Annotated in this window: 25 protein-coding genes; 19 read left to right on the top strand and 6 right to left on the bottom strand. The window is 67.3% G+C overall.

All coding sequences use genetic code 11. From position 1 onward, the window contains the following. Positions 1 to 31 precede the first annotated feature (31 nt). The 19 genes from SFB74_RS26265 (at position 32) to SFB74_RS26175 (ending at position 18,528) form a co-directional block, all read left to right on the top strand. Entirely contained in the window at positions 32 to 3,910 is a 3,879-nt protein-coding gene (locus SFB74_RS26265; protein WP_432727290.1) for a DUF3683 domain-containing protein, read from the top strand. After that, a complete protein-coding gene (locus SFB74_RS26260) occupies positions 3,907 to 4,347 on the top strand; it encodes an HIT family protein (RefSeq protein WP_432727289.1) in 441 nt (146 codons plus the stop codon). The genes SFB74_RS26265 and SFB74_RS26260 overlap by 4 nt, the downstream gene beginning before the upstream one ends. Further along, a complete protein-coding gene (locus SFB74_RS26255) occupies positions 4,347 to 4,760 on the top strand; it encodes a gamma-butyrobetaine hydroxylase-like domain-containing protein (RefSeq protein ID WP_432727288.1) in 414 nt (137 codons plus the stop codon). Before SFB74_RS26260 ends, SFB74_RS26255 begins: the two co-directional genes overlap by 1 nt. Positions 4,761 to 4,909: 149 nt before the next feature. Continuing rightward, complete coding sequence (gene ubiE, locus SFB74_RS26250) at positions 4,910 to 5,641, top strand: bifunctional demethylmenaquinone methyltransferase/2-methoxy-6-polyprenyl-1,4-benzoquinol methylase UbiE (protein ID WP_093198268.1); 732 nt, start codon at positions 4,910 to 4,912, stop codon at positions 5,639 to 5,641. A gap of 35 nt (positions 5,642 to 5,676) precedes the next feature. Next, the gene (locus SFB74_RS26245; protein WP_432727286.1) at positions 5,677 to 6,687 is read left to right on the top strand and encodes a Tim44 domain-containing protein; all 1,011 of its coding nucleotides are present in this window, start codon (positions 5,677 to 5,679) and stop codon (positions 6,685 to 6,687) included. A 56-nt stretch (positions 6,688 to 6,743) separates the two neighbouring features. Next, positions 6,744 to 7,316 (top strand): ubiquinone biosynthesis accessory factor UbiJ, encoded by a 573-nt coding sequence (locus tag SFB74_RS26240; protein ID WP_432727285.1) that lies wholly within the window; start codon positions 6,744 to 6,746, stop codon positions 7,314 to 7,316. After that, positions 7,313 to 8,878, top strand: coding sequence for a ubiquinone biosynthesis regulatory protein kinase UbiB (gene ubiB / locus SFB74_RS26235; protein ID WP_432727284.1), 1,566 nt, complete (start codon positions 7,313 to 7,315; stop codon positions 8,876 to 8,878). Before SFB74_RS26240 ends, ubiB begins: the two co-directional genes overlap by 4 nt. 13 nt (positions 8,879 to 8,891) lie before the next feature. Next, positions 8,892 to 10,343, top strand: a complete 1,452-nt coding sequence (locus SFB74_RS26230) for a sodium:solute symporter family protein (protein WP_432727283.1) — start codon at positions 8,892 to 8,894, stop codon at positions 10,341 to 10,343. 103 nt (positions 10,344 to 10,446) lie between these two features. Continuing rightward, positions 10,447 to 10,773, top strand: a complete 327-nt coding sequence (locus SFB74_RS26225) for an FmdB family zinc ribbon protein (protein WP_432727282.1) — start codon at positions 10,447 to 10,449, stop codon at positions 10,771 to 10,773. 16 nt (positions 10,774 to 10,789) lie between these two features. Next, a complete protein-coding gene (locus tag SFB74_RS26220) occupies positions 10,790 to 11,422 on the top strand; it encodes a DUF502 domain-containing protein (protein ID WP_432727281.1) in 633 nt (210 codons plus the stop codon). 39 nt (positions 11,423 to 11,461) lie between these two features. Then, positions 11,462 to 13,270: an aspartate--tRNA ligase gene (gene aspS / locus SFB74_RS26215; protein ID WP_432727280.1), complete on the top strand. Its 1,809-nt coding sequence runs from the start codon at positions 11,462 to 11,464 to the stop codon at positions 13,268 to 13,270. Between the two features lie 7 nt (positions 13,271 to 13,277). Then, entirely contained in the window at positions 13,278 to 13,754 is a 477-nt protein-coding gene (nudB, locus tag SFB74_RS26210; RefSeq protein WP_432727279.1) for a dihydroneopterin triphosphate diphosphatase, read from the top strand. Further along, positions 13,751 to 14,518: an endonuclease/exonuclease/phosphatase family protein gene (locus tag SFB74_RS26205; protein ID WP_432727278.1), complete on the top strand. Its 768-nt coding sequence runs from the start codon at positions 13,751 to 13,753 to the stop codon at positions 14,516 to 14,518. Before nudB ends, SFB74_RS26205 begins: the two co-directional genes overlap by 4 nt. Positions 14,519 to 14,591: 73 nt before the next feature. Further along, on the top strand, positions 14,592 to 15,323 hold the full coding sequence (gene folE / locus SFB74_RS26200; RefSeq protein ID WP_432727277.1) for a GTP cyclohydrolase I: 732 nt from the start codon (positions 14,592 to 14,594) through the stop codon (positions 15,321 to 15,323). Positions 15,324 to 15,326: 3 nt separating this feature from the next. Then, positions 15,327 to 15,749: a BLUF domain-containing protein gene (locus SFB74_RS26195; RefSeq protein WP_176663096.1), complete on the top strand. Its 423-nt coding sequence runs from the start codon at positions 15,327 to 15,329 to the stop codon at positions 15,747 to 15,749. 104 nt (positions 15,750 to 15,853) lie between these two features. Beyond that, positions 15,854 to 16,735: an EamA family transporter gene (locus SFB74_RS26190; RefSeq protein WP_432727275.1), complete on the top strand. Its 882-nt coding sequence runs from the start codon at positions 15,854 to 15,856 to the stop codon at positions 16,733 to 16,735. 4 nt (positions 16,736 to 16,739) lie between these two features. Continuing rightward, positions 16,740 to 17,564 (top strand): DUF429 domain-containing protein, encoded by an 825-nt coding sequence (locus SFB74_RS26185; protein ID WP_432727274.1) that lies wholly within the window; start codon positions 16,740 to 16,742, stop codon positions 17,562 to 17,564. Positions 17,565 to 17,698: 134 nt separating this feature from the next. Then, on the top strand, positions 17,699 to 17,896 hold the full coding sequence (locus SFB74_RS26180) for a CsbD family protein (RefSeq protein WP_093198234.1): 198 nt from the start codon (positions 17,699 to 17,701) through the stop codon (positions 17,894 to 17,896). Positions 17,897 to 17,997: 101 nt separating this feature from the next. After that, positions 17,998 to 18,528 (top strand): BON domain-containing protein, encoded by a 531-nt coding sequence (locus SFB74_RS26175; RefSeq protein WP_432727273.1) that lies wholly within the window; start codon positions 17,998 to 18,000, stop codon positions 18,526 to 18,528. An 80-nt stretch (positions 18,529 to 18,608) separates the two neighbouring features. Here SFB74_RS26175 and SFB74_RS26170 read toward each other — a convergent pair whose 3' ends face one another. The 6 genes from SFB74_RS26170 to SFB74_RS26145 all read right to left on the bottom strand — a co-directional run bounded on the left by SFB74_RS26170 (position 18,609) and on the right by SFB74_RS26145 (position 22,302). Next, positions 18,609 to 19,175 carry a ferritin-like domain-containing protein gene (locus tag SFB74_RS26170; RefSeq protein ID WP_432727272.1) on the bottom strand — a complete coding sequence of 189 codons (567 nt, stop codon included), beginning with the start codon at positions 19,173 to 19,175 and terminating at the stop codon, positions 18,609 to 18,611. After that, entirely contained in the window at positions 19,172 to 19,750 is a 579-nt protein-coding gene (locus SFB74_RS26165) for a hypothetical protein (RefSeq protein ID WP_432727271.1), read from the bottom strand. Before SFB74_RS26165 ends, SFB74_RS26170 begins: the two co-directional genes overlap by 4 nt. Continuing rightward, a complete protein-coding gene (locus SFB74_RS26160; RefSeq protein WP_432727270.1) occupies positions 19,737 to 20,120 on the bottom strand; it encodes a hypothetical protein in 384 nt (127 codons plus the stop codon). The genes SFB74_RS26165 and SFB74_RS26160 overlap by 14 nt, the downstream gene beginning before the upstream one ends. A gap of 36 nt (positions 20,121 to 20,156) precedes the next feature. Then, positions 20,157 to 20,534, bottom strand: a complete 378-nt coding sequence (locus SFB74_RS26155) for a hypothetical protein (RefSeq protein ID WP_176663088.1) — start codon at positions 20,532 to 20,534, stop codon at positions 20,157 to 20,159. A 54-nt stretch (positions 20,535 to 20,588) separates the two neighbouring features. Then, positions 20,589 to 20,753 carry a DUF1328 domain-containing protein gene (locus SFB74_RS26150; RefSeq protein ID WP_093198217.1) on the bottom strand — a complete coding sequence of 55 codons (165 nt, stop codon included), beginning with the start codon at positions 20,751 to 20,753 and terminating at the stop codon, positions 20,589 to 20,591. A 217-nt stretch (positions 20,754 to 20,970) separates the two neighbouring features. Then, positions 20,971 to 22,302 (bottom strand): CHASE3 domain-containing protein, encoded by a 1,332-nt coding sequence (locus SFB74_RS26145; RefSeq protein WP_432727269.1) that lies wholly within the window; start codon positions 22,300 to 22,302, stop codon positions 20,971 to 20,973. Between the last annotated feature and the right edge of the window lie 50 nt (positions 22,303 to 22,352).

The following is a 22,352-nucleotide window of genomic DNA, read 5'->3' as shown; positions in this document are numbered from 1 at the left end:
CGCGCAGCGCCCGGCCGAGGCGCCCCACCCGATGAATGCTCCGACCGCGTTGAATACGCTGTTGTCGCAGGCCGCAGAGCCTGTACGACTGCGCGAGATCCCGTACAACTACACCAGCTTCTCCGATCGCGAGATCGTGATTCGCCTTCTGGGCGAACGCGGCTGGGAACTGCTCCAGACCCTGCGCGCCGAGCGCCGCACCGGCCGATCGGCGCGCATGCTCTACGAGGTGCTGGGCGACATCTGGGTGGTCCAGCGCAACCCCTACCTCGTCGACGACCTGCTCGACAACCCCCGCCGCCGCGGCCAGCTGGTCGATGCCCTCAGGCACCGCCTGGCCGAGGTGCAGAAGCGCCGCACCCCCGACAGCGACCTGCCGCGCGACCAGCTCGTGGGCGAGCTCACCAGCCTCGTGGGCGATGCGGTTGCCGCCTTCGACACCAAGTTCCGCGACGTCGCCGCCCTGCGCCGCAAGGCCAACCGCGTGCTGGGCCGGCTCACCGCCAAGGACAACATCAAGTTCGACGGCCTCTCGCGCGTGGCCCACGTCACCGACGCCACCGACTGGCGGGTGGAGTACCCCTTCGTCGTGCTGTGCCCCGACAGCGAGGCCGAGATGGCCCTGCTGGTGAAGGGCTGCATCGAACTGGGCCTGACCATCATCCCGCGCGGAGGCGGCACCGGCTACACCGGCGGCGCCATCCCGCTGACCTGGAACAGCGTCGTCATCAACACCGAGAAGCTCGAGGCGATGACCGAGGTCGAGCATGTCGCGCTGCCCGGACTGGCCGACCCCGTCCCGACCATCTGGACCGAGGCGGGTGTCGTCACCCAGCGCGTGGCCGATGCGGCCGAGCGCGCAGGCTTCGTCTTCGCGGTCGACCCGACCTCCGCCGAGGCTTCGTGCGTCGGCGGCAACGTGGCCATGAACGCGGGCGGCAAGAAGGCCGTGCTGTGGGGCACGGCGCTCGACAACCTCGCCTCGTGGCGCATGGTGACGCCGCAGGCCGAATGGCTCGAGGTCACACGCATCGGCCACAACCTCGGCAAGATCCACGACGTGGACAGCGCCGTGTTCGAGCTGCAGTACTACGCCGCCGACGGCAGGACCAAGCTGCGCAACGAGCGCCTCGAAATTCCGGGCCGCACCTTCCGCAAGGAAGGCCTCGGCAAGGACGTGACCGACAAGTTCCTCTCGGGCCTGCCCGGCATCCAGAAGGAAGGCTGCGACGGCCTCATCACCAGCTGCCGCTGGGTGGTGCACCGCATGCCGGCGCACACGCGCACCGTGTGCCTGGAGTTCTTCGGCAACGCCAAGGACGCCGTGCCCAGCATCGTCGAGATCAAGGACTTCATGTTCGCCGAGCAGAAGCGCTCGGGCGTGCTGCTGGCCGGCCTGGAGCACCTGGACGACCGCTACCTGAAGGCCGTGGGCTACGCCACCAAGTCGAAGACGCACGGCGGCCTGCCGAAGATGGTGCTGTTCGGCGACATCGCCGGTGACGACGCCGATGCGGTGGCCCGCGTCACCTCGGAAGTGGTGCGCATCGCCAACTCGCGCAGCGGCGAAGGCTTCATCGCGATCAGCCCCGAGGCGCGCAAGAAGTTCTGGCTCGACCGCAAGCGCACGGCCGCCATCAGCCGCCACACCAACGCCTTCAAGATCAACGAAGACGTCGTGATCCCGCTGCCTCGCATGGCCGAGTACAGCGACGGCATCGAGCGCATCAACATCGAGCTGTCGCTGCAGAACAAGCTCGCGCTCACCGACGAGCTCGAAGCCTTCCTCACGCGCGGCAACCTGCCGCTGGGCAAGACCGACGACGCGCACGAGATTCCCGCGGCCGAGCTGCTGGAAGACCGCGTCGCGCAGGCCGTGACGCTGGTGCAGGAAACGCGCGCGCTGTGGGCAGGCTGGCTGACGGATGTCGACGCGCTCTTCCCGCAACTGCAGGACCACTCCCTGCGCGCGAGCTGGAAGACCCAGCTGCGCCAGCCACTGCAGGCCATCTTCACGGGCGCCGAGTTCGCGCCGATCCTGGCCGAGTGCACGGCCATCCACAAGCGCGTGCTCAAGGGCCGCGTGTGGGTCGCGCTGCACATGCACGCGGGCGACGGCAACGTGCACACCAACATCCCCGTCAACAGCGACAACTACGACATGCTTCAGACCGCGCATGCCGCGGTGGTGCGCATCATGGCGCTGGCGCGCAGCCTCGACGGCGTGATCTCGGGCGAGCACGGCATCGGCATCACCAAGCTCGAGTTCCTGAGCGACGAGGAGCTGCGCCCCTTCACCGAATACAAAGCCAAGGTCGACCCCGAGGGCCGCTTCAACAAGGGCAAGCTGCTGCGCGCGCCCGCCGGCAAGCCCGAGACGCTTCATGCCGACCTGACCAACGCCTACACGCCGAGCTTCGGCCTCATGGGGCACGAGTCGCTCATCATGCAGCAGAGCGACATCGGCGCCATTGCCGACAGCGTGAAGGACTGCCTGCGCTGCGGCAAGTGCAAGCCGGTGTGCGCCACGCACGTGCCGCGCGCCAACCTGCTCTACAGCCCGCGCAACAAGATCCTCGCGACCTCGTTGCTGGTGGAGGCCTTTCTCTACGAAGAGCAGACGCGGCGCGGCGTGAGCATCAAGCATTGGGAAGAGTTCGAGGACGTGGCCGACCACTGCACGGTGTGCCACAAGTGCCTCACGCCCTGCCCGGTGAAGATCGACTTCGGCGACGTGTCGATGAACATGCGCAACCTGCTGCGCAAGATGGGCCAGAAGAGCTTCCGTCCCGGCAACGCGGCCGCGATGTTCTTCCTGAACGCGACCAATCCGCAGACCATCAAGGCGGTGCGCGCGGGCATGGTGGGCGTGGGCTTCAAGGCGCAGCGCCTGGCCAACGACCTGCTGCGCGGCCTCGCGAAGAAGCAGACCTCGGCACCGCCGGCCTCGCTGGGGCCGGCTCCCGTCAAGGAGCAGGTGATCCACTTCATCAACAAGAAGATGCCGGGCAACCTGCCGAAGAAGACGGCGCGCGCGCTGCTCGACATCGAGGACGCGGACTACGTGCCGATCATCCGCAACCCGAAGGCAACCACCTCCGAGACGGAGGCGGTCTTCTACTTCCCGGGCTGCGGCTCGGAGCGGCTGTTCTCGCAGGTGGGCCTGGCCACGCAGGCGATGCTCTGGCATGCTGGCGTGCAGACCGTGCTGCCGCCGGGCTACCTGTGCTGCGGCTATCCGCAGCGCGGCAGCGGCCAGTTCGACAAGGCCGAGAAGATGATCACGGACAACCGCGTGCTCTTCCACCGAGTGGCCAACACGCTCAACTACCTCGACATCAAGACGGTGGTGGTGAGCTGCGGCACCTGCTACGACCAGCTGCAGGGCTACCAGTTCGACAAGATCTTCCCGGGCTGCCGCATCATCGACATCCACGAGTACCTGCTCGAAAAGGGCATCACGCTCGCCGATGCGACCGGTGGCGGCTACCTGTACCACGACCCCTGCCATTCGCCGATGAAGCAGCAGGACCCGATGAAGACGGTGAAGGCGCTGGTCGGCGACAACGTGCTCAAGAACGACCGCTGCTGCGGCGAGTCGGGCACGCTGGGCGTGTCGCGGCCCGACATCTCCACGCAGATCCGATTCCGCAAGGAAGAAGAGCTGAAGAAGGGCGAGGCCGCGCTGCGCGAGGCCGGCAAGGTCGGCGAGAAGGACAACGTGAAGATCCTCACCAGCTGCCCGAGCTGCCTGCAGGGCCTCTCGCGCTACGGCAACGACCTGAACAACGGCCTGCTCGAAGCCGACTACATCGTGGTCGAGATGGCCAACAAGATCTTGGGTGAGGACTGGATGCCGAACTACGTGGATGCCGCCAACCAGGGCGGCATCGAACGGGTGCTGGTATGACGAAGGTCCAGGGCTGCGTGCTGTGCGAGGAGGCCGGTGGCCGCCTCGTGTTCGAGGGCGCGAAGCTGCGCGTGATCCATGCGGAGGAGGCGGGCTTTCCGGCCTTCTATCGCGTCGTGTGGCGCGACCATGCGCGCGAGTTCTCGGACCTCGATGCTGCCGACCGTGCGTTGTGCATGGAGGCTGTGACGGTGGTCGAGCAATGCCTGCGCGAGCACCTGAACCCGGCGAAGATCAACCTCGCCGCGCTCGGCAACATGGTGGCGCACCTGCACTGGCACGTCATCGCGCGCTTCTCGACAGACAGCCACTTCCCCGGATCGGTCTGGGCACCGGTGCAGCACGAACGCGATGCCGCGCAGGAGGCGAGCATCGCCGCTCGCCTGCCGGCCGCCGAGGCTGCGATGATCGAACGCCTGGGCAACAGGAGTTTCTGATGGCAGGCTTGAAACCGGGCGCACCGACGCCGCAATCGATCACCGTGCACGGCCAGTCGCGCGTGCTCGAAGTGGGCTTCTCCGATGGCGCGACCTTCCGCATTCCCTTCGAGCTGATGCGCATCTATTCGCCCTCGGCCGAAGTGCAGGGCCACGGCCCGGGCCAGGAAGTGCTGCAGACGGGCAAGCGCGAGGTCGAGCTCGTCGAACTCGAAGCCGTGGGCAACTACGCCGTGCAGCCGACCTTCAGCGATGGCCACAACACGGGCATCTACTCGTGGGACCTGCTCTACGAACTGGGCGAGAAGCAGGCCGAGCTGTGGGCCGACTACGAGCGCCGGCTCGCCGAGGCGGGCGTCGATCGCGATGCGCCGATGATCGAGAAGAGCGGGCACGGCTGCAGCAGCCACTGAGGCTCGCCGAATCGCCTGAAAATCCGCGCGGTGCTATTGAAAAGATAGCCCTACGTCCAGAAAGGGCGGGGCGGAAAAAGCAACAAATGTCCGCCGTGCGCGCGGGGTCGTCGACTTGATGTGAAGGCTTCCGGCCTAACATCGGTCGCATGAGTACCACACACTTCGGCTTCGAAACGGTCGACGAAAGCGAGAAGGCCAGCCGCGTTCGCGGTGTCTTCGATTCGGTCGCATCGCGCTACGACATCATGAACGACCTGATGTCGGCCGGCCTGCACCGCGCCTGGAAGGCGTACACCGTCATGGTCGCGAACGTGGGCGAAGGCTCGCGCGTCCTCGACATCGCAGGCGGCACCGGCGACCTTGCACTGGCCTTCGCGAAGAAGGTCGGCGCCAGCGGCCAGGTGGTCCACACCGACATCAACGAGGCCATGCTGCGCACCGGCCGCGATCGCCTGCTCGACGCCGGAGTGGTGCTGCCCACCATGGTCTGCGACGCGGAGAAGCTGCCCTTTCCCGACAACCACTTCGACGTGGTCACCGTGGCCTTCGGCCTGCGCAACATGACGCACAAGGACGCCGCGCTCAAGGAGATGAACCGCGTGCTCAAGCCGCGCGGCAAGCTGCTGGTGCTCGAGTTCTCGAAGGTCGCGAAGCCGCTCGCCAAGGCCTACGACTGGTACTCCTTCAACGTGCTGCCGAGGCTCGGCAAGCTCGTGGCCGGCGATGACGCGAGCTATCGCTATCTCGCCGAATCGATCCGGATGCACCCCTCGCAAGAGGAGCTCAAGACCCTCATGAAAGAGGGCGGTTTCGGACATGTGGACTATCACAACATGACTGGGGGAATCGCTGCCCTCCATGTTGGAATCAAGTGTTGATGAAGCGGATCTTTCGCTCGAGAGGAGACGACGATATGAAGAGTTTGGGTTCTTTGTTCCTGGCAGCCGCATTGGTGCTGGTCAGTGTTCAGGCCGAAGCTGCCCGCATGGGTGGCGGCAAGTCGGTGGGGCGCCAGTCGTCCAACGTGACGCAGCGCGAGGCCGCATCGCCCTCGGCGCCCGCGCAGCAGAACGCGACCAACGCGGCGGCGGCGAAACCCGCAACGCCTGCGCCCGCTGCAGCAGCCGCACCGAAGCGTCCGTGGGGCGCAATGCTCGGTGGCCTGGCCGCCGGCCTGGGTCTCGCATGGCTCGCGAATTCGCTCGGCCTCGGCGCCGGCTTCGCCAACATCCTGCTGATCGGCCTGCTGGTGCTGGCTGGCGTGGTGGTGTGGCGCATGATCAAGTCGCGCTCGCAGCCTGCCGGCAACCGACAAGGCGGCTTCGCCTTCCAGGGCGCGGGCGCCAGCCCGAGCAACGCGAGCTCTCCCGTGCAGTACAGCCCCGCCAACGTGGGCAACGACGCATCGGCGCGTCCCTGGGAGCGCAACAACGCTGCCTTCGATTCCACGCCGCACGGCAGCAGCCTCTCGGCGGCCGGTACAGCGGCCGGCGGCAGCATGATCGGCTCGGCGCTCGGCGGTTCGCAGTCGTGGGGCATCCCCGCGGGCTTCGACGTCGATGGCTTCCTCGGTGCAGCAAAGCGCAACTTCGTGACGCTGCAGGACGCTTGGGACCGCGCCGACGTGTCGACGCTGCGCTCGATGATGACCGACGGCATGGTCGATGAAATCCGCGCGCAGCTGGCGGACCGTGCCAGCCACACCGGCGGTGCCTCGAACAAGACCGAAGTGGTGATGCTCGACGCCAAGCTGCTCGGCATCGAGGAACTGCCCGACGCCTACATGGCCAGCGTGGAGTTCTCCGGCATGATTCGCGAAGACGCTTCGGCTGGTCCGGGTCCGTTCCGTGAAGTGTGGAACATGACCAAGCCCGTCAGCGGCAACAGCGGCTGGCTGGTTGCGGGCGTACAGGCACTGCAGTAATAAAAAGCTGAAAAGCGGCCCTCACGGGGCCGCGATGCAGGCGGGATAATGGGGACATGGCCACACCATCGTCCCCATTCTCTTTTCTAGGCGACCTCTTCAACACCATTGGCGAGCGCCTGCAGCCCCCGGAGTGGGCGGTCCACGAGATTCAGAACCGCGCGGTGCTGTTCCTGAACCATGTGCTCCAGCAGGAGCCTGAAGCCCAGCAGCGGTTGCTGCGGCAGCAGGGGCGGGTGGTGCGCTTCCAGTGGCGCTTCGTGACCATGGAACTGGTGGCCACGCCGGCCGGCCTGCTCGACCTGGCCCCGGCCGGCTCGGTGCCCGAACTGACGCTCACCGTCACCGACGAATCCCCCTTCGACATCGCCCGCGCCGCGCTGCGCGGCGACAAGCCTGCCGTGCAGATCATCGGTGATGTGCAACTGGCTGCAGAGGTCAACTGGCTGGTCGACCATGTGCGCTGGGACATCGAGGACGATCTCGCCCGCGTGATCGGCGACGTGCCCGCGCACACGCTGGGCAACGCCGTGCGACGCGTGGTGGGTGCGCTGCGCCAGTTTGTCGGTGACCGCACGGCCGGAAAGGCCGGCGGTTCGGCCGTCGGCCCGGCAGGCAACGCCGAATGAGGCGCTTCTACCGCGGCCTTTTCATCGTCTGGGTCGCGCTGCGCTACGGCCTCGACGAGCTGGTGCTCTCGAGCTTCCAGAAGCCCTGGGTGCACGCGGTCACGCGCGTCCTTTCCTTCGGGCGCAACCTCGACGCGCCGCGCGGCCAGAGGCTGCGCGAGGCACTCGAGCGCCTCGGCCCCATCTTCGTGAAGTTCGGCCAGGTGCTGTCCACCCGGCGCGACCTGCTGCCGCCTGACATCGCCGACGAGCTTGCCTTCCTGCAGGACCGGGTGCCGCCGTTTCCCTCGGCGGTGGCCATCGCCACCATCGAGCGTGCGTTCCGCCGCCCGGTGAGCGATGTGTTCGTGCAGTTCGACGAGACGCCCATCGCCAGCGCGTCGATCGCGCAGGTGCACTTCGCGACCATCCGCACCAACGACGGCCAGGAGCGCGAGGTCGCGGTGAAGGTGCTGCGCCCCAGCATGCGCGGCGTGATCGAGAAAGACCTGGCGCTGATGGCCATGATGGCCGGCTGGCTCGAGAACCTCTCGGCCGACGGCAAGCGCCTGAAGCCGCGCGAGGTGGTGGCCGAGTTCGACAAGTACCTGCACGACGAGCTCGACCTGGTGCGCGAGGCCGCCAACGCGGCCCAGCTGCGCCGCAACATGGCCGAGCTCGACCTGGTGCTGATCCCTGAGATGTTCTGGGACTTCTGCCACCCCGAGGTCATCGTGATGGAGCGCATGAAGGGCGTGCCCATCGCGCAGATGGACCGCCTGCGCGCGGCCGGCGTCGACATTCCCAAGCTGGCGCGCGACGGCGTGACCATCTTCTTCACGCAGGTGTTCCGCGACGGCTTCTTCCACGCCGACATGCACCCCGGCAACATCCAGGTGAGCCTGGAGCCCGAGACCTTCGGGCGCTACATCTCGCTGGACTTCGGGATCATCGGCACGCTGACCGAGTCGGACAAGGAATACCTCGCGCAGAACTTCGTGGCCTTCTTCCGGCGCGACTACAAGCGCGTGGCCGAGCTGCACCTCGAAAGCGGCTGGGTGCCGGTGGGCACGCGCATCGACGAGCTCGAGGCGGCCATCCGCACCGTGTGCGAGCCGTACTTCGACCGGCCGCTGAAGGAGATCTCGCTGGGCATGGTGCTGATGCGCCTCTTCCAGACCTCGCGACGCTTCCACGTCGAGATCCAGCCGCAGCTGGTGCTGCTGCAGAAGACGCTGCTCAACATCGAGGGACTGGGCCGCAACATCGACCCCGAACTCGACCTCTGGGCCACGGCCAAGCCCTTCCTCGAGAAGTGGATGGTCGACCAGATCGGCCCCAAGAAGCTGTTCCAGCAGCTCAAGGCCGAGGCGCCGCGGTACGCCAAATTGCTGCCCCAATTGCCTCGTTTGCTCCACGATTTCCTGGAGAATCGCCCGGTCGACAACCGTCGCGAGCTGCTCGAACTGCTGGCCGAACAGAAGCGCACCAACCGGTTGCTGCAGACCATCGTCTACGGTGGCATAGGTTTTGTATTGGGGTTGCTCGCCATGCAATTGCTGGTGCGCGTGCGTCTGTTCTAGAGGAGTCTCCGCCGTGTTGTTGACGCTGGTCATCGTCTATCTGCTTGTCACCATCGCGATCGGCCTCTATGCCGCCAAGCGGGTGAAGAACACCACCGACTTCGCCATCGCCGGGCGGCACCTGCCGCTCTACATGATCGTCACGACCACCTTCGCGACCTGGTTCGGCTCCGAAACGGTGCTCGGCATCCCGGCCAAGTTCATCGAGGGCGGGCTCAACGGCGTGGTGGAAGACCCGTTCGGCGCGGGCACCTGCCTGATCCTGGTGGGCCTGTTCTTCGCGGGCAAGCTCTACCGCATGACGCTGCTGACCATCAGCGACTACTACCGCGAACGCTACGGCCGCGGCGTCGAGGTGGCCTGCTCGCTCATCATCATGCTGAGCTACCTGGGCTGGGTGTCGGCGCAGGTCACGGCGCTGGGGCTGGTGTTCAACCTGCTTTCGGGCGGCGTGATCAGCATTCCGCTCGGCATGGTGATCGGGGTGGTCTCGATCCTGGCGTACACGCTTTTCGGCGGCATGTGGTCGGTGGCCGTCACCGACTTCATCCAGATGATCATCCTGGTGGCCGGCCTGGCCGTGATCGCGATGTTCGCGGGCAACATGGCCGGCGGCGCCGACAAGGTGGTGGCCTTCGCGGTCAGCAAGGACCTCTTCAAGTTCTGGCCCGAGCCGAACCTGCACGACATGGTGTTCTTCTTCGCGGCCGCCATCACGATGATGCTGGGCTCCATCCCGCAGCAGGACGTGTTCCAGCGCGTGATGTCGGCCAACAGCGTCAAGGCGGCCCGGCGCGGTCCGGTGATCGGCGGCCTGGCGTACATCCTCTTCGCCTTCGTGCCGATGTTCCTGGTGGCCAGCGCGCTGCTGATCATGCCGGAGCAGACCTCCACGCTGCTGAAGGAAGACCCGCAGAAGGTGCTGCCCACGCTGGTGCTCGAGAAGATGCCCTTCGTGATGCAGGTGCTGTTCTTCGGCGCGCTGCTGTCGGCCATCAAGTCGACCGCCTCGGCCACGCTGCTGGCCCCGAGCGTCACCTTCACCGAGAACATCTGGCGCCAGTTCCGCCCGGCCGGCACCGACCGGCAGAACCTGATGACGATGCGCATCACGGTGCTGCTCTTCAGCGCCGCCGTGCTGGCCTACGCGATCCGCATGCAGGGCACTTCCATCTACGAGCAGGTGTCCGGCGCCTACCAGGTGCCGCTGGTGGGAGCCTTCGTGCCGCTGGTCTGCGGTCTCTACTGGCGCCGCGCCACCACCCAGGGGGCGGTTGCCTCGATCGTTCTCGGCATCGGCGTCTGGCTGCTCTTCCTGGGGGTTTCGTCCTGGGGCGCCGTGTTCCCGGCCCAGCTGGCGGGCGTGCTGTGCTCCTTCGCGGGCATGGTGGCCGGCTCGCTGCTGCCGCAATGGTTGGCGAACACTCACACGCCGCACAGGCCGCTGGCCACCGAACCGGCCTGAAGCCCGGGCCCGGCGGTCGGGCTGGGCGTCCTTTGGCGGGGGCGCCCCTATAATCGAGGGCTTTGCGAGCGGCCGTTGCGCCGCTTTTAGACCTCATTTCCCCATGCCCATCTACGCCTACAAGTGCAGCGCCTGCGGCTTCGCCAAGGACGCTTTGCAGAAGATGTCCGATGCGCCGCTCACGGTGTGTCCGGCGTGCGGCGCGAGCGCGTTCGAAAAACAGGTCACGGCGGCCGGCTTCCAGCTCAAGGGCTCGGGCTGGTACGTGACCGATTTCCGCGACGGCGGCGGCAAGAAGTCCGAGCCGGCCACGGCCCCCGCTTCCGCCGAGTCTTCCTCTTCTCCTTCTTCCACCACGACCGCCGCGCCGAGCCCCGCTCCGGCGCCCGCCGCACCGGCTCCCGCGCCGGCCGCGACGAGCGGCGACTGAAACACCCCTGACCGCCATGCTCGCCCTGCGCAAATGGTTGCTGTCCGGCCTGCTGGTCATCGTGCCGCTGGTCATCACGCTCGGCGTGCTGAACTGGATCATCGGCACGCTCGACCAGACGCTGTGGCTGCTGCCCGAGCAGTGGCAGACCTGGCTCAGCGACCACAAGGTGCGCGGCCTGGGCGTGCTGCTCACGCTGGCCATCCTGCTGGTGGTGGGTGCCACGGCCAGCAACTTCGTCGGCAAGCGCCTGCTCGGCTGGGGTGACGCCGTGGTGCGGCGCATCCCGGTGGTGCGCTCGATCTACTCCAGCGTCAAGCAGGTGTCGGACACGCTGTTCTCCGAGAACGGCAATGCCTTCCGCACGGCGGTGCTGGTGCAATGGCCGCGCGAAGGCGTGTGGACCATCGCCTTCGTGACCGGCGCGCCCGGCAACGAGGTCGCCGCGCATCTCGGCGAGGGCGAGTTCCTCAGCGTCTACGTGCCGACCACGCCCAATCCCACGGGCGGCTACTTCGTGATGCTCAAGCGCAGCGACTGCATCGAACTGAAGATGAGCGTGGACGAAGCGCTCAAGTACATCGTCTCGATGGGGGTGGTCGTTCCAGGCGGCCCTTCCACGGTGGCGGTGAAGTCTTCCAACTCATAAAAGAACGAACGCGCCCTCGAGGCGCCGGAATGGATTCCTATGGCCATGCGTACTCACTATTGCGGTCTCGTGACCGAAGCCCTGCTGGGCCAGACCGTCACCCTTTGCGGCTGGGTCAACCGTCGCCGCGACCACGGCGGCGTGATCTTCATCGACGTGCGTGACCGCGAAGGCTACGTGCAGGTGGTGTGCGACCCCGACCGCGCCTCCACCTTCGCCGTGGCCGAGAGCCTGCGCAACGAATACTGCGTGCAGATCACCGGCCTCGTGCGCGCACGCCCCGAAGGCACGACCAACGACCAGCTCAAGAGCGGCAAGATCGAAGTGCTGTGCCACGAGCTGAAGGTGCTGAACCCCTCGGTCACGCCCCCCTTCCTGCTGGACGACGACAACCTATCGGAAACCACGCGCCTCACGCACCGCGTGCTCGACCTGCGCCGCCCGGCCATGCAGCGCAACATGCTGCTGCGCTACAAGGTGACGATGGAAACGCGCAAGTTCCTCGACGCCAACGGCTTCATCGACATCGAGACGCCGATGCTCGGCAAGTCCACGCCCGAAGGCGCGCGCGACTACCTCGTGCCCAGCCGCGTGCACGACGGCAGCTTCTTCGCGCTGCCGCAGTCGCCCCAGCTCTTCAAGCAGCTGCTGATGGTGGCCGGCTACGACCGCTACTACCAGATCGTGAAGTGCTTCCGCGACGAAGACCTGCGCGCCGACCGCCAGCCCGAATTCACGCAGATCGACATCGAGACCTCGTTCCTCGCCGAAGAGGAAATCCGCGAGATGTTCGAAGGCATGATCCGCAACGTGTTCCGCAACGCCGCTGGCATCGACCTGCCGGTGTTCCCGACCATGACGTACGCGGACGCGATGTTCAAGTACGGCTCGGACAAGCCCGACCTGCGCGTGAAGCTCGAGTTCACCGAGCTCACCGAGCTGATGAAGCGCGTCGAGTTCAAGGTGTTCTCCAACGCCGCCACCATGACCGGCGGCCGCGTGGTCGCGCTGCGCGTGCCCGGCGGCGGTGCCGAGGGCGGCCTGTCGCGCGGCGAGATCGACGCCTACCAGGAGTTCGTCAAGATCTACGGCGCCAAGGGCCTGGCCTACATCAAGGTCAACGATGCAGCCGCCGGCCGCGAAGGCCTGCAGAGCCCGATCGTGAAGAACCTCGACGACAACGCGCTGGCCGAGATCATCGCCCGCACGGGTGCTCGCAACGGCGACATCCTGTTCTTCGGCGCCGACAAGGAAAAGGTCGTCAACGACGCCATCGGCGCGCTGCGCGTGAAGATCGGCCACAGCGCCTTCGGCAAGAAGAGCGGCCTGTTCGACGACCGCTGGGCACCGCTGTGGGTGGTGGACTTCCCGATGTTCGAGTTCGACGAGGAAGGCCAGCGCTGGAGCGCCGTGCACCACCCGTTCACCGCGCCGAAGGACGGCCATGAGGACCTCATGGACACCGCTCCCGAGAAGTGCATCGCCAAGGCCTACGACATGGTGCTCAATGGCATCGAGATGGGCGGCGGCTCGGTTCGTATCCACCGCGAGGAAGTGCAGAGCAAGGTGTTCCGCGCGCTGAAGATCAGCGCGGAAGACGCGCAGCTCAAGTTCGGCTTCCTACTGGACGCGCTGCAGTACGGCGCGCCGCCGCACGGCGGCATTGCCATCGGCCTGGACCGCCTCGTCATGCTGATGACCGGCGCCGAGTCGATCCGCGACGTGATCGCCTTCCCCAAGACCCAGCGCGCGCAGGACCTGCTGACGCAGGCCCCGAGCCCGGTCGACGAGAAGCAGCTGCGCGAGCTGCACATCAAGCTGCGCAACGCGCCCCAGGCAACGGCCTGATGCGGCCATGACGACCAGCCCCCGGCCCTGGAAGATCCCGGAGTCGGTGCTGGTCGTGATCCACACGCCGGCGCTCGATGTGCTGCTGATCCGGCGTGCGGATGCCGAGACCGACTTCTGGCAGTCGGTCACCGGCAGCAAGGATGTGACCGACGAGCCGCTGGCGCTCACCGCGGCGCGCGAGGTGGCCGAGGAAACCGGCATCCGATGCGGCGAAGGCACGCCGCTGGCCTCGCAGCTTGTCGACTGGCAGCTGCGCAACGTCTACGAAATCTACCCGCGCTGGCGCGCCCGTTACGCGCCCGGCATCACGCACAACACCGAGCACCTGTTCGGGCTGCGCGTGCCCGAGCGCCTCGTGCCCACGCTCGATCCGCGCGAGCACACCGACTGGCGCTGGCTGCCGTACCGCGAGGCGGCGGACGCCTGCTTTTCCCCATCGAATGCCGAAGCCATTCTGTTGCTGCCAGAATTTGTGCGATGAACCAGCCGGCAGCAGCAGCGGTGCAGAACCTCCGCGTCGCGACCTACAACATCCACAAGGGTGTGCAGGGCATCGGGCCGGCGCGGCGGCTCGAGATCCACAACCTCGGCCATGCCATCGAGCAACTCGACGCCGACATCGTCTGCCTGCAGGAAGTGCGCAAGATGAACCGGCAGGCGGCCGCGCGTTTCGCGCGCTGGCCCGAGCTGCCGCAGGCCGACTTCCTCGCGCCCGAGGGCTACACGGCCGTCTACGAGACCAATGCGGTCACGCGCCACGGCGAGCACGGCAATGCGCTGCTCACGCGCTGGCCGGTGCTGGGCACCAACCACCAGGACATTTCCGACCACCGCTTCGAGCAGCGCGGGCTGCTGCACGTGGTGATCGACGTGGAAGGCCGGCGGGTGCACGCCATCGTGGTGCACCTGGGGCTCATCAAGGGCAGCCGGGTGCGGCAGATCGCGCGGCTGCGCGAGTTCATCGACCGCGAGGTGCCGCCCGGCGAGGCCGTGGTGGTGGCGGGCGACTTCAACGACTGGGGGGCGCGCATGCGCTACGCCATGAACGCCATGGGCCTGCGCGACACCAGCGACCTGCGCGGTCCTCGCACGCTCACTTACCCATCGCGCCTGCCGGTGACGCAGCTCGACTTCGTCTACGGGCGCGGGCTGGAGCCCACGGCCTGCGTGGTGCCGCGCGGTCCGGTCTGGGCCCGCATGTCCGATCACCTGCCGCTGGTGGCCGATTTTTCACTCCTTAATTGATAGCATTGCTCCGAGAAGGGACGGGCGTTGCGGCCCCGAATGTCTGGAGCCATTCACTGGTACGATCTTCGCCATGCTGAGGAAAACCGACGTCGACCCGCGCCCCGATCGAAACGACGATGACGAGGGCACGCCCGTCTCCGTGAAGATCCGCGAGCGCATCACTGCCGCGCGCAAGCGCTTCAACGCCAACGACAACATCTCCGAGTTCATCGAGCCCGGCGAGCTCGAGAAGCTGCTCGACGAGGTCGAGGTCAAGATGAAGGGCGTGCTGCAGAGCCTGGTGATCGACGTCGAGAATGACCACAACACCGACAACACCGCGCGCCGCGTCGCGAAGATGTACCTGAACGAGGTGTTCCGCGGCCGCTATGTCGCCGCGCCCTCGCTCACCGAGTTTCCGAACGCCGAACACCTGAACGAGCTGATGATCGTCGGCCCGATCACCGTGCGCAGCGCGTGCTCGCACCACTTCTGCCCGATCATCGGCAAGCTCTGGATCGGCGTGATGCCCAACGAGCACACCAACGTGATCGGCCTGTCGAAGTACGCGCGCCTGGCCGAGTGGGTCATGGGCCGTCCGCAGATCCAGGAAGAAGCCGTGGTGCAGCTGGCCGACCTGATCCAGGAAAAGACGCAGCCCGACGGCCTCGCCCTCGTCATGGAGGCCGAGCATTTCTGCATGGCCTGGCGCGGCGTGAAGGAAATGGACAGCAAGATGATCAATTCCGTGATGCGCGGCGTGTTCCTGAAAGACCCGAGCCTGCGCCGCGAATTCCTGTCCCTCCTGCCCAGAAAGGACTGAGCCATGCTGGTCCGCCTTCTCTACGCCAGCCGCGCCGTCGACACCAGCCCCGAGGCCATCGAGTCGATCCTTGCGCAATCGCGCTCGCACAACACGGCCTGCGGCATCACCGGCATCCTCTGCTACGGCGCGGGCACTTTCCTGCAGGCCATCGAGGGCGGGCGCATGGCCATCAGCGAGCTCTACGGCCACATTCAGCGCGACGCGCGCCACAAGGACGTGGTGCTGCTGCACTACGAAGAAATCTCCGAACGCCGCTTCGGCGGCTGGACGATGGGGCAGGTCAACCTGTCGAAGCTCAATGCGTCGACGCTGCTGAAGTACTCCGAGAAACCCGAACTCAACCCCTACGCGGTGTCGGGCAAGGTCTCGCTGGCGCTGCTGGAAGAGCTGATGGCCACCGCAGCCATCGTCGGCCGCCACTGAAAGTGGTGGCCCCCACGCTCGGCACTTCGTGTCCTCGCTGCCCCCCGAGGGGGCCGCTCGCGCCTTGGGGCGGCCCGGCGGCGCTCGGTCTCGCATAGCTCGAGGTGCCGCTCTCAGCATTCGCCCTGATCCTGCTCGCCGGGATCATCCACGCCAGCTGGAACATCGCCGCAAAGAAGGCGAACGGCGACGCGCGCTTCAGCTTCCAGACCAGCGTGTTCAACATGGTCATCTGGGCCCCGCTGGGTATCGTGCTGGGCTGGAACGTGGTGCCGGGCTGGGGCAGGGCCGAGTGGAGCTTCGTCGTGCTCAGCGGCGTGCTGCACGTCTTCTATTTCATCGTGCTGCTGCGCGGCTACCGCAAGTCGGACCTGACGGTGGTCTATCCGCTGGCGCGCGGCTCCGGGCCGCTGCTGTCGTCGCTGGTGGCGGTGCTCTTCCTCGGCGAGAAGATCAGCCCGGTCGGCGTGGCGGGCATCCTTGGCGTGGTGGCCGGCGTGTTCCTCATCGCCGGCGGCCCGCGCCTCTGGCAGAAGGCGCACGACCCGGCGCAGCGCGCGCGGGTGCACAAGGGCATGCGCTACGGCGTGCTGACCGGCGGCTTCATCGCGGCCTACACGGTGACCGACAGCTACGCGGTCAAGTTCCTTGCGATGTCGCCGATCCTGCTCGACTACATGGGCAACCTCGTGCGCATCGTCTTGCTGCTGCCCGCCGCGCTGCAGGATCGCGCGACCACCGTGCGCATGTGGCGCGACCAGTGGAAGTACGCGCTGCTGGTGGCTGCGATCAGCCCCGTGTCGTACGTGCTCGTGCTGTACGCGGTGCAGCAGGCGCCGATCTCGCACGTGGCCCCCGCGCGCGAGGTGTCGATGCTGTTCGCCGCGCTCATCGGCGGCCACCTGCTGCGCGAGGGCGACCGGCTGCTGAGGCTGCTGGGCGCGATGTTCATCGCCGCCGGCGTGGTGGCGCTCGCGATGGGCTGAGGCCGTGCTGCTGTTCGGCTGCGACTTCTCCAGCGCGCCGACGGCACGCAAGCCCATCGTCATCGCCACCGGCGAACTGGCCGGCGCCGACCGGGTCGTGCTGGGCAGCCTGCGGCGCTTCCCGACGCTCGACGCATGGGGCGAATGGCTGAACGCCACGCCGGCGTGGACCGGCGGCTTCGACTTTCCGTTCAGCCTGCCGCGCGAGCTCGTCGAGCACCTGCGATGGCCGCTTCAATGGGAGCCGCTGATGGCCCACTACGCCAGCCTGAGCCGCGCCGGGATCCGCGAGACCTTCGCCGCCTTCTGCGCGGCGCGTCCGGCCGGCGGCAAGTTCGCGCACCGCGCGGCCGACGGGCCCGCGGGCTCCAGCCCCTCGATGAAATGGGTCAACCCGCCGGTGGCCTACATGCTCCATGCGGGCGTGCCGCGCCTGCTGGCCGCCGGTGCGCGCATTCCGGGCCTGCACGCTGGCCGGAGCACCGATCGCGTGGCACTGGAGGCCTACCCCGGCCTGCTGGCACGCGAACTGATCGGCCGTCGCAGCTACAAGAGCGACGACCTGCAGAAGCAGACGCCCGAGCGGCACGCCGCCCGTGCCGACCTGCTGGCCGCGCTCGAAGCCGGGTCGCCCCGCCTCGGGCTGCGGCTCGCCGTCACTGCGACGCAGCGCGCGGAGCTGCTGGCCGATGCGCGCGGCGACGACATCGACGCCGTGCTGTGCCTGCTCCAGGCCGCCTGGGGCCTGCTGCGCGCCGGCAGCCCCGGCCCGGGCTATGGCCTGCCGGAAGGCATCGATCCGCTTGAAGGATGGATCGTCAGCGCCTGAGCCTTGTTGTCCTACACCGCTTCGGGGTTCCGTCGGCGTTCGATGCCACGGGCCAGGGCCTAGATTGAATGCGGCGGGTCGTTCCGGCCCCCGCGTTTTTCGTCAATCAATCACCCGATCAGGAAGGAAGCGACATGAACAAGGATCAAGTGGCAGGCCGCGTCGAGGAAGCCAAGGGCAAGCTGAAGGAAGTCGCCGGCAAGGTCGTCGGCAACGAGAAGCTCGAAGGCGAGGGGATTGCCGACCAGGCCGCCGGCAAGGTGCAGAAGACCTACGGCGACGTGAAGGAAAAGGCCAAGGACGCGATCAAGTCTGGCGCCGACAAGCTGTGACCGGACGCGGCGGCCGGGCAGGCATTCACCTGCCGCCCGGCCGCCGTCGCTTCGAGCAACCACTCTCTCTTTCCAACTCCGAGAGCGACAGGAGGATTCCCATGAACAACAACGTATCGAACAACCAGCGCATCGCGGCCATGCCGTATGCGCACGTCTGGCTCGCAGTGCTCCTGACCGGCGCCGCACTGGCCCTGGCCGGCTGCGACAAGGGCGACAACCGCACGGCGGGCGAGAAGCTCGACAGCGCCGTCGCGAAGACCGAGCAGGCCGCCGACACCGCGGCCGCCAAGACGGGCGAAGCCCTGAAGGACGCCAAGGCCAAGGTCGAGTCGTCGAACACCACCGCCGAGGTGAAGGAAGGCGCCGCCAATGCCAAGGAGGCGGTGAAGGACGCCGGTGCCGCGGTGAGCGCGACGGTGAACGATGCGGCCATCACGGCTTCCGTGTCGGCGGGCCTGGCCAAGGACCCGGACCTGAGCGCCATCAAGATCGACGTCGACACCAAGGCCGGCGCGGTGAGCCTGAAGGGCCCGGCGCCCTCGGCGGCCGCCAAGGCGCGTGCGGAGGAGATCGCCAAGGGCGTGCAGGGCGTGACCTCGGTGAGCAACCAGCTCGAAGTGAAGAGCTGACTGAGCGCCGCGCTCCTCTTCACTCCCTCCAACGAAAAAGCCCGGCAATGCCGGGCTTTTCTTCGTGGGCGGGGCGGCCGTCAGTGGTCGAGCCAGTCCTTCAGCTCGTCGGCATGCTCTTCTTCGTCGGCGAGGATGCCCTCGAGCATGCGGCGCGTGGTCGGGTCCTTGTCGCCGATCAGCGAGATCATCTGGCGGTACGACTCCACCGCGATGCGCTCCGCGATCAGGTTGGCGCGCACCATCGCCTGCAGGTCGGTCGACTCGTCGTACGAGGCGTGGCTGCGGTCCAGCAGGTGGGTGGGCGCGAAGTCGGGCTCGCCGCCCAGCTGCACGATGCGCTCGGCGATGAGGTCGGCATGGGCCGATTCCTCGTTCGCGTGCACCAGGAATTCGTCGGCGATGGCGGGAGACTCCACGCCGTTGGCGGTGAAGTAGTGGCGCTTGTAGCGCAGGATGCAGACCAGCTCGGTAGCCAGCGCATCGTTCAGCAGCTTCACGACGTCGTCGCGCCAGGGGCCGTAGCTCGGGGTGACTGCGCCGTCGTCCAGGCTCTTGCGGGCGGCGTCGAGGCCGCTCTGGTCGAGCGCCAGGTGCTGGTGTCCGGAGGCCTTGGAGGCTGCCGTGGAGGAAACGTCGGTTTTCATGGAGAGTCCTTTCGTGGGGGGCGAGTTGAACTTGGGGTCTTGCTCATCAGGGTGTTGATGAGGTCGGCCACGTCGGATGTCTTCAGTACCGCCGCCAGCACCGCCGTTGCCGACAGCAGGCGCCAGGGCCTGGCGAGCACCAGCAGCGCGCCGGTGGCCGCCGCGGCGGCCATCAGCTTGGCCGGTTCCTTGCGCGCGTAGTGCTCGAGCATCGGGCGCGCGAGCTGGCCGACCGCATGCGCGGGATGCCTGCGCCACCAGCGTTCCGCCACGCTGCGGCCCACGGCGAGCCATACGTTCTCGTTTCTCTTTCTTCCTGCTCCGCCTTCTCCTCGTCCTCCTGGGTCTCCTTCTCCTGTTCCTTGCGGGTGGCTGCCGCGCCGGCCGTCGGGTGTGGCGGCGTGCGGTTCGTTGTATGCGTATTCCAGATCGTCCGGATCGGGCCTGCCGCCGTAGCTGCCGCCGTCGTCGTCCGCGCCGCCGTTCAGCTGCCGCACCAGCGCACGGCGCGAGAGGGCCAGGCGTTGCTGCGGGGTGAGTTGCTGCTGGCGGCGGCGGCGATCAGTACCGGTCATGGTGGGCTCCGGCCTCACGCAGGGCCTGCAGGTCGGCGTCGAGTTGCGAACGCAGGTCTTCGAAGGCGTAGTTCGGTGCGGGCCGCATCGCATACCAGGTGCAGATGGCCGCGATCACCACGGCCACGCCCGGCACGGCCACCAGCACCCAGTGGAAGCTGCCGTGCATCACGCCGAGCAGGATGGCTACGCCGATCAGCCCGAGGGCCAGCGTGATGGTGGCCACCGCCAGCACGGCCGCGACGATGCGGGCGGCAATGCCGCGCCCCGCCTGCGCGGATTCCTGGCGGACGAGGGCGGCGTAGTTGGCGAGGTGTTCAGCGACGAGTTCCGGATGCCCGAGCACCGTGGAGAAAATCGGATGGAGCATGGTGCCGGGATCGGTCGACGACAAACGCCTCGTGGATCAGTAGTCGTCCCGGCTGCGGCGGCTTGCCAGCACGATGAGCGCCGTGATGGCGGCGCCGGCGGCCGCTGCGAGCAGCACCGAGCGCACGGGCTGGTCGGAGATGTAGCGGCCGGTCACGTCGGCGGCCTGCTCGAGGCGACGCTGGGCGCGTGCGCTGGTGGTGGACGCGGCGTCCAGGCCGCGCTGAACGGCTTGCTGCACGCGGGCGGCGAGCTGCTCGACGGCCGGCTCGGAATCGCGCTGCAGGTCGCGGACCTTTTCGCCCGCCGCATTCACCGCGTTCTGTGCGTAGGCGCGGGTGGTTTCGACCGCGTCACGGGCGGTCTGGCGCGCTTCGTCGGCGAGTTGCGAGGGAGTCTTGGTCGTCGTGTTCATGTGAAAGTCCTTTCCGGAAAAGTGAAATGCGCAAGCCTGTTGATCGTAACGACGCTACTTGCGTCGTAGCAAGCCGGCAAGGAAGCTCGCGATCGCGAGGATCACGAAGATCACGAAGAGGATCTTGGCGATACCGACTGCGCTGGCGGCAATGCCGCCGAACCCGAACAGGGCGGCGATCAGGGCAATGACCAGAAACACCACGGCGTAATGCAGCATTTGGAACTCCTTCGAGGCTTGGCTCGTTGTCTTGAAAACATCGCACCGGGCAATCTCGAAAGGAAAGCACCGATGGCGTGGGTGCAACCTTAAGTGGGGCCCTGTCCCGGACCTGTCAGCGGCCGGGGATGGGGTGCGTAGGAGATGGCCGAGTTGCCTTGCGGCGGGGTGTGCAGGAGTTCCGCTGCTGCCCCGCGCCCTGCGCCGGACCGGATGCTCAGGCTGGTCCGGTAGCCGGCTTGACGACCGGCAGCATGGCGCTCAGCCGCGTGCCCTTGCCCGGCGCCGACGCGACCGTGAGCCTGCCGCGCGCGGCTTCCACGCGGTGCCGCATGCCCGCGAGGCCGTGGGTGGATGGGCGCACACGCTGGGTGTCGAAGCCCTTGCCGTTGTCCGCCACTTCCACCACGACGTGGTTTTCGTAGTTCTTCAGGACGATGGTGGCCTCGGTGGCCTCGGCGTACTTGCCGATGTTGGTGAGGCTCTCCTGCACCATCCGGTAGATGGTGAGCTGGCGCGACTCGTCCATGGTCACCGGCTCCAGCACCATCTCGACCTGCAGGCCCGAGCGCTCCCGGAACTCGCGTCCCAGGATCTCCAGGGACGCGACCAGCCCGAGGTTGGCCAGCGAAGAGGGCCGAAGGTCCTCGATGATCCGGCGCTTCAGCGCGATGCCGCTGTTGAGCAGCTCGGTCAGATGCTGCAGCCGCTGGATCGCGTCGGGCGCGTCCGCCAGCCGCGACTTCAGCCGCGCGACGTCGAGCTTGGCGGCGGTGAGCAGCGAGCCCAGTTCGTCGTGCAGCTCGCGCGCGAGGAAGCCGCGCTCGGTCTCGCGCACGTCCTGCAGGTGGGTAGCCAGCTCGGCCAGCGAGGCGGTGCGCTCGCGCACCTCGTCTTCCAGCGCGTTGCGCTCGCGTTGCAGGGCCTCCTGCTGGCGCTCGCCGATCGAGCGCAGCGCATGCGTCTGGCGCAGGTACAGGAAGAAGGCGATCAGCGCGGCGATCGCCACGATGGAAGTGCCGATGCGCGCGAGCTGCAGCGAGCGCAGCACCTGTGCCTGGCTCTGGTGCAGCGTGTTGTTGCTGATCTTGACCAGCTCGCCCGCCGTGGTGCGGATGGCTTCCATCTCCTCCTTGCCCACGTCGGTTGTTATGACGAACTTCCAGGCGTCTTCCTTGCCGTCCTGGCGCAGGCGAACGCTCATGTCCATCTCGGCGATCTTGCGCAGCACGTGCTTCGAGAGTTCGGCCAGCTGGGTGAGTTCGGCCGGCCGGCCGGCGTACAGCCGGCGCAGCGTGGCGAGATGGCCGTCGACCTGCTTGACCGCGTCGTCGTAGGGCTTTCGATAGCTTGCCTCGCCGGTCAGCAGGTAGCCTCTCTGGCCGGTTTCGGCGTCCAGCATGTTCTGCAGGATCTGGTTGAGCGTGCCGCGCACCTGCTGCGCCTCGTCGATGTCGCCGAGGGCGCGGCTGGACTGCCGGTAGCCGGCCTCGTTGATCCCGACGAGGGCCAGTGCGGCGAGCGCCGCGAGCAGCAGGCTCACGGCCATTCTTGGAGGGGCTAACCAGTGCATGAAACTTTCAAGGCTGCTTGCGGCGC

Origin of the sequence: Variovorax xiamenensis, from assembly GCF_050916385.1 — a bacterium.
Classification (GTDB): Bacteria; Pseudomonadota; Gammaproteobacteria; order Burkholderiales; family Burkholderiaceae_C; genus Variovorax.
This window is presented reverse-complemented; position numbering and strand designations above follow the sequence as displayed.

Excerpts from the sequence above, each read along its gene's own strand:
- SFB74_RS26265 (WP_432727290.1), top strand. The coding sequence starts at position 32 with ATGAATGCTCCGACCGCGTTGAATACGCTGTTGTCGCAGGCCGCAGAG.
- SFB74_RS26260 (WP_432727289.1), top strand. The coding sequence starts at position 3,907 with ATGACGAAGGTCCAGGGCTGCGTGCTGTGCGAGGAGGCCGGTGGCCGC.
- SFB74_RS26255 (WP_432727288.1), top strand. The coding sequence starts at position 4,347 with ATGGCAGGCTTGAAACCGGGCGCACCGACGCCGCAATCGATCACCGTG.
- ubiE (WP_093198268.1), top strand. The coding sequence starts at position 4,910 with ATGAGTACCACACACTTCGGCTTCGAAACGGTCGACGAAAGCGAGAAG.
- SFB74_RS26245 (WP_432727286.1), top strand. The coding sequence starts at position 5,677 with ATGAAGAGTTTGGGTTCTTTGTTCCTGGCAGCCGCATTGGTGCTGGTC.
- SFB74_RS26240 (WP_432727285.1), top strand. The coding sequence starts at position 6,744 with ATGGCCACACCATCGTCCCCATTCTCTTTTCTAGGCGACCTCTTCAAC.
- ubiB (WP_432727284.1), top strand. The coding sequence starts at position 7,313 with ATGAGGCGCTTCTACCGCGGCCTTTTCATCGTCTGGGTCGCGCTGCGC.
- SFB74_RS26225 (WP_432727282.1), top strand. The coding sequence starts at position 10,447 with ATGCCCATCTACGCCTACAAGTGCAGCGCCTGCGGCTTCGCCAAGGAC.
- SFB74_RS26220 (WP_432727281.1), top strand. The coding sequence starts at position 10,790 with ATGCTCGCCCTGCGCAAATGGTTGCTGTCCGGCCTGCTGGTCATCGTG.
- aspS (WP_432727280.1), top strand. The coding sequence starts at position 11,462 with ATGGCCATGCGTACTCACTATTGCGGTCTCGTGACCGAAGCCCTGCTG.
- nudB (WP_432727279.1), top strand. The coding sequence starts at position 13,278 with ATGACGACCAGCCCCCGGCCCTGGAAGATCCCGGAGTCGGTGCTGGTC.
- SFB74_RS26205 (WP_432727278.1), top strand. The coding sequence starts at position 13,751 with ATGAACCAGCCGGCAGCAGCAGCGGTGCAGAACCTCCGCGTCGCGACC.
- folE (WP_432727277.1), top strand. The coding sequence starts at position 14,592 with ATGCTGAGGAAAACCGACGTCGACCCGCGCCCCGATCGAAACGACGAT.
- SFB74_RS26195 (WP_176663096.1), top strand. The coding sequence starts at position 15,327 with ATGCTGGTCCGCCTTCTCTACGCCAGCCGCGCCGTCGACACCAGCCCC.
- SFB74_RS26180 (WP_093198234.1), top strand. The coding sequence starts at position 17,699 with ATGAACAAGGATCAAGTGGCAGGCCGCGTCGAGGAAGCCAAGGGCAAG.
- SFB74_RS26175 (WP_432727273.1), top strand. The coding sequence starts at position 17,998 with ATGAACAACAACGTATCGAACAACCAGCGCATCGCGGCCATGCCGTAT.
- SFB74_RS26170 (WP_432727272.1), bottom strand. The coding sequence starts at position 19,175 with ATGAAAACCGACGTTTCCTCCACGGCAGCCTCCAAGGCCTCCGGACAC.
- SFB74_RS26165 (WP_432727271.1), bottom strand. The coding sequence starts at position 19,750 with ATGACCGGTACTGATCGCCGCCGCCGCCAGCAGCAACTCACCCCGCAG.
- SFB74_RS26160 (WP_432727270.1), bottom strand. The coding sequence starts at position 20,120 with ATGCTCCATCCGATTTTCTCCACGGTGCTCGGGCATCCGGAACTCGTC.
- SFB74_RS26155 (WP_176663088.1), bottom strand. The coding sequence starts at position 20,534 with ATGAACACGACGACCAAGACTCCCTCGCAACTCGCCGACGAAGCGCGC.
- SFB74_RS26150 (WP_093198217.1), bottom strand. The coding sequence starts at position 20,753 with ATGCTGCATTACGCCGTGGTGTTTCTGGTCATTGCCCTGATCGCCGCC.
- SFB74_RS26145 (WP_432727269.1), bottom strand. The coding sequence starts at position 22,302 with ATGGCCGTGAGCCTGCTGCTCGCGGCGCTCGCCGCACTGGCCCTCGTC.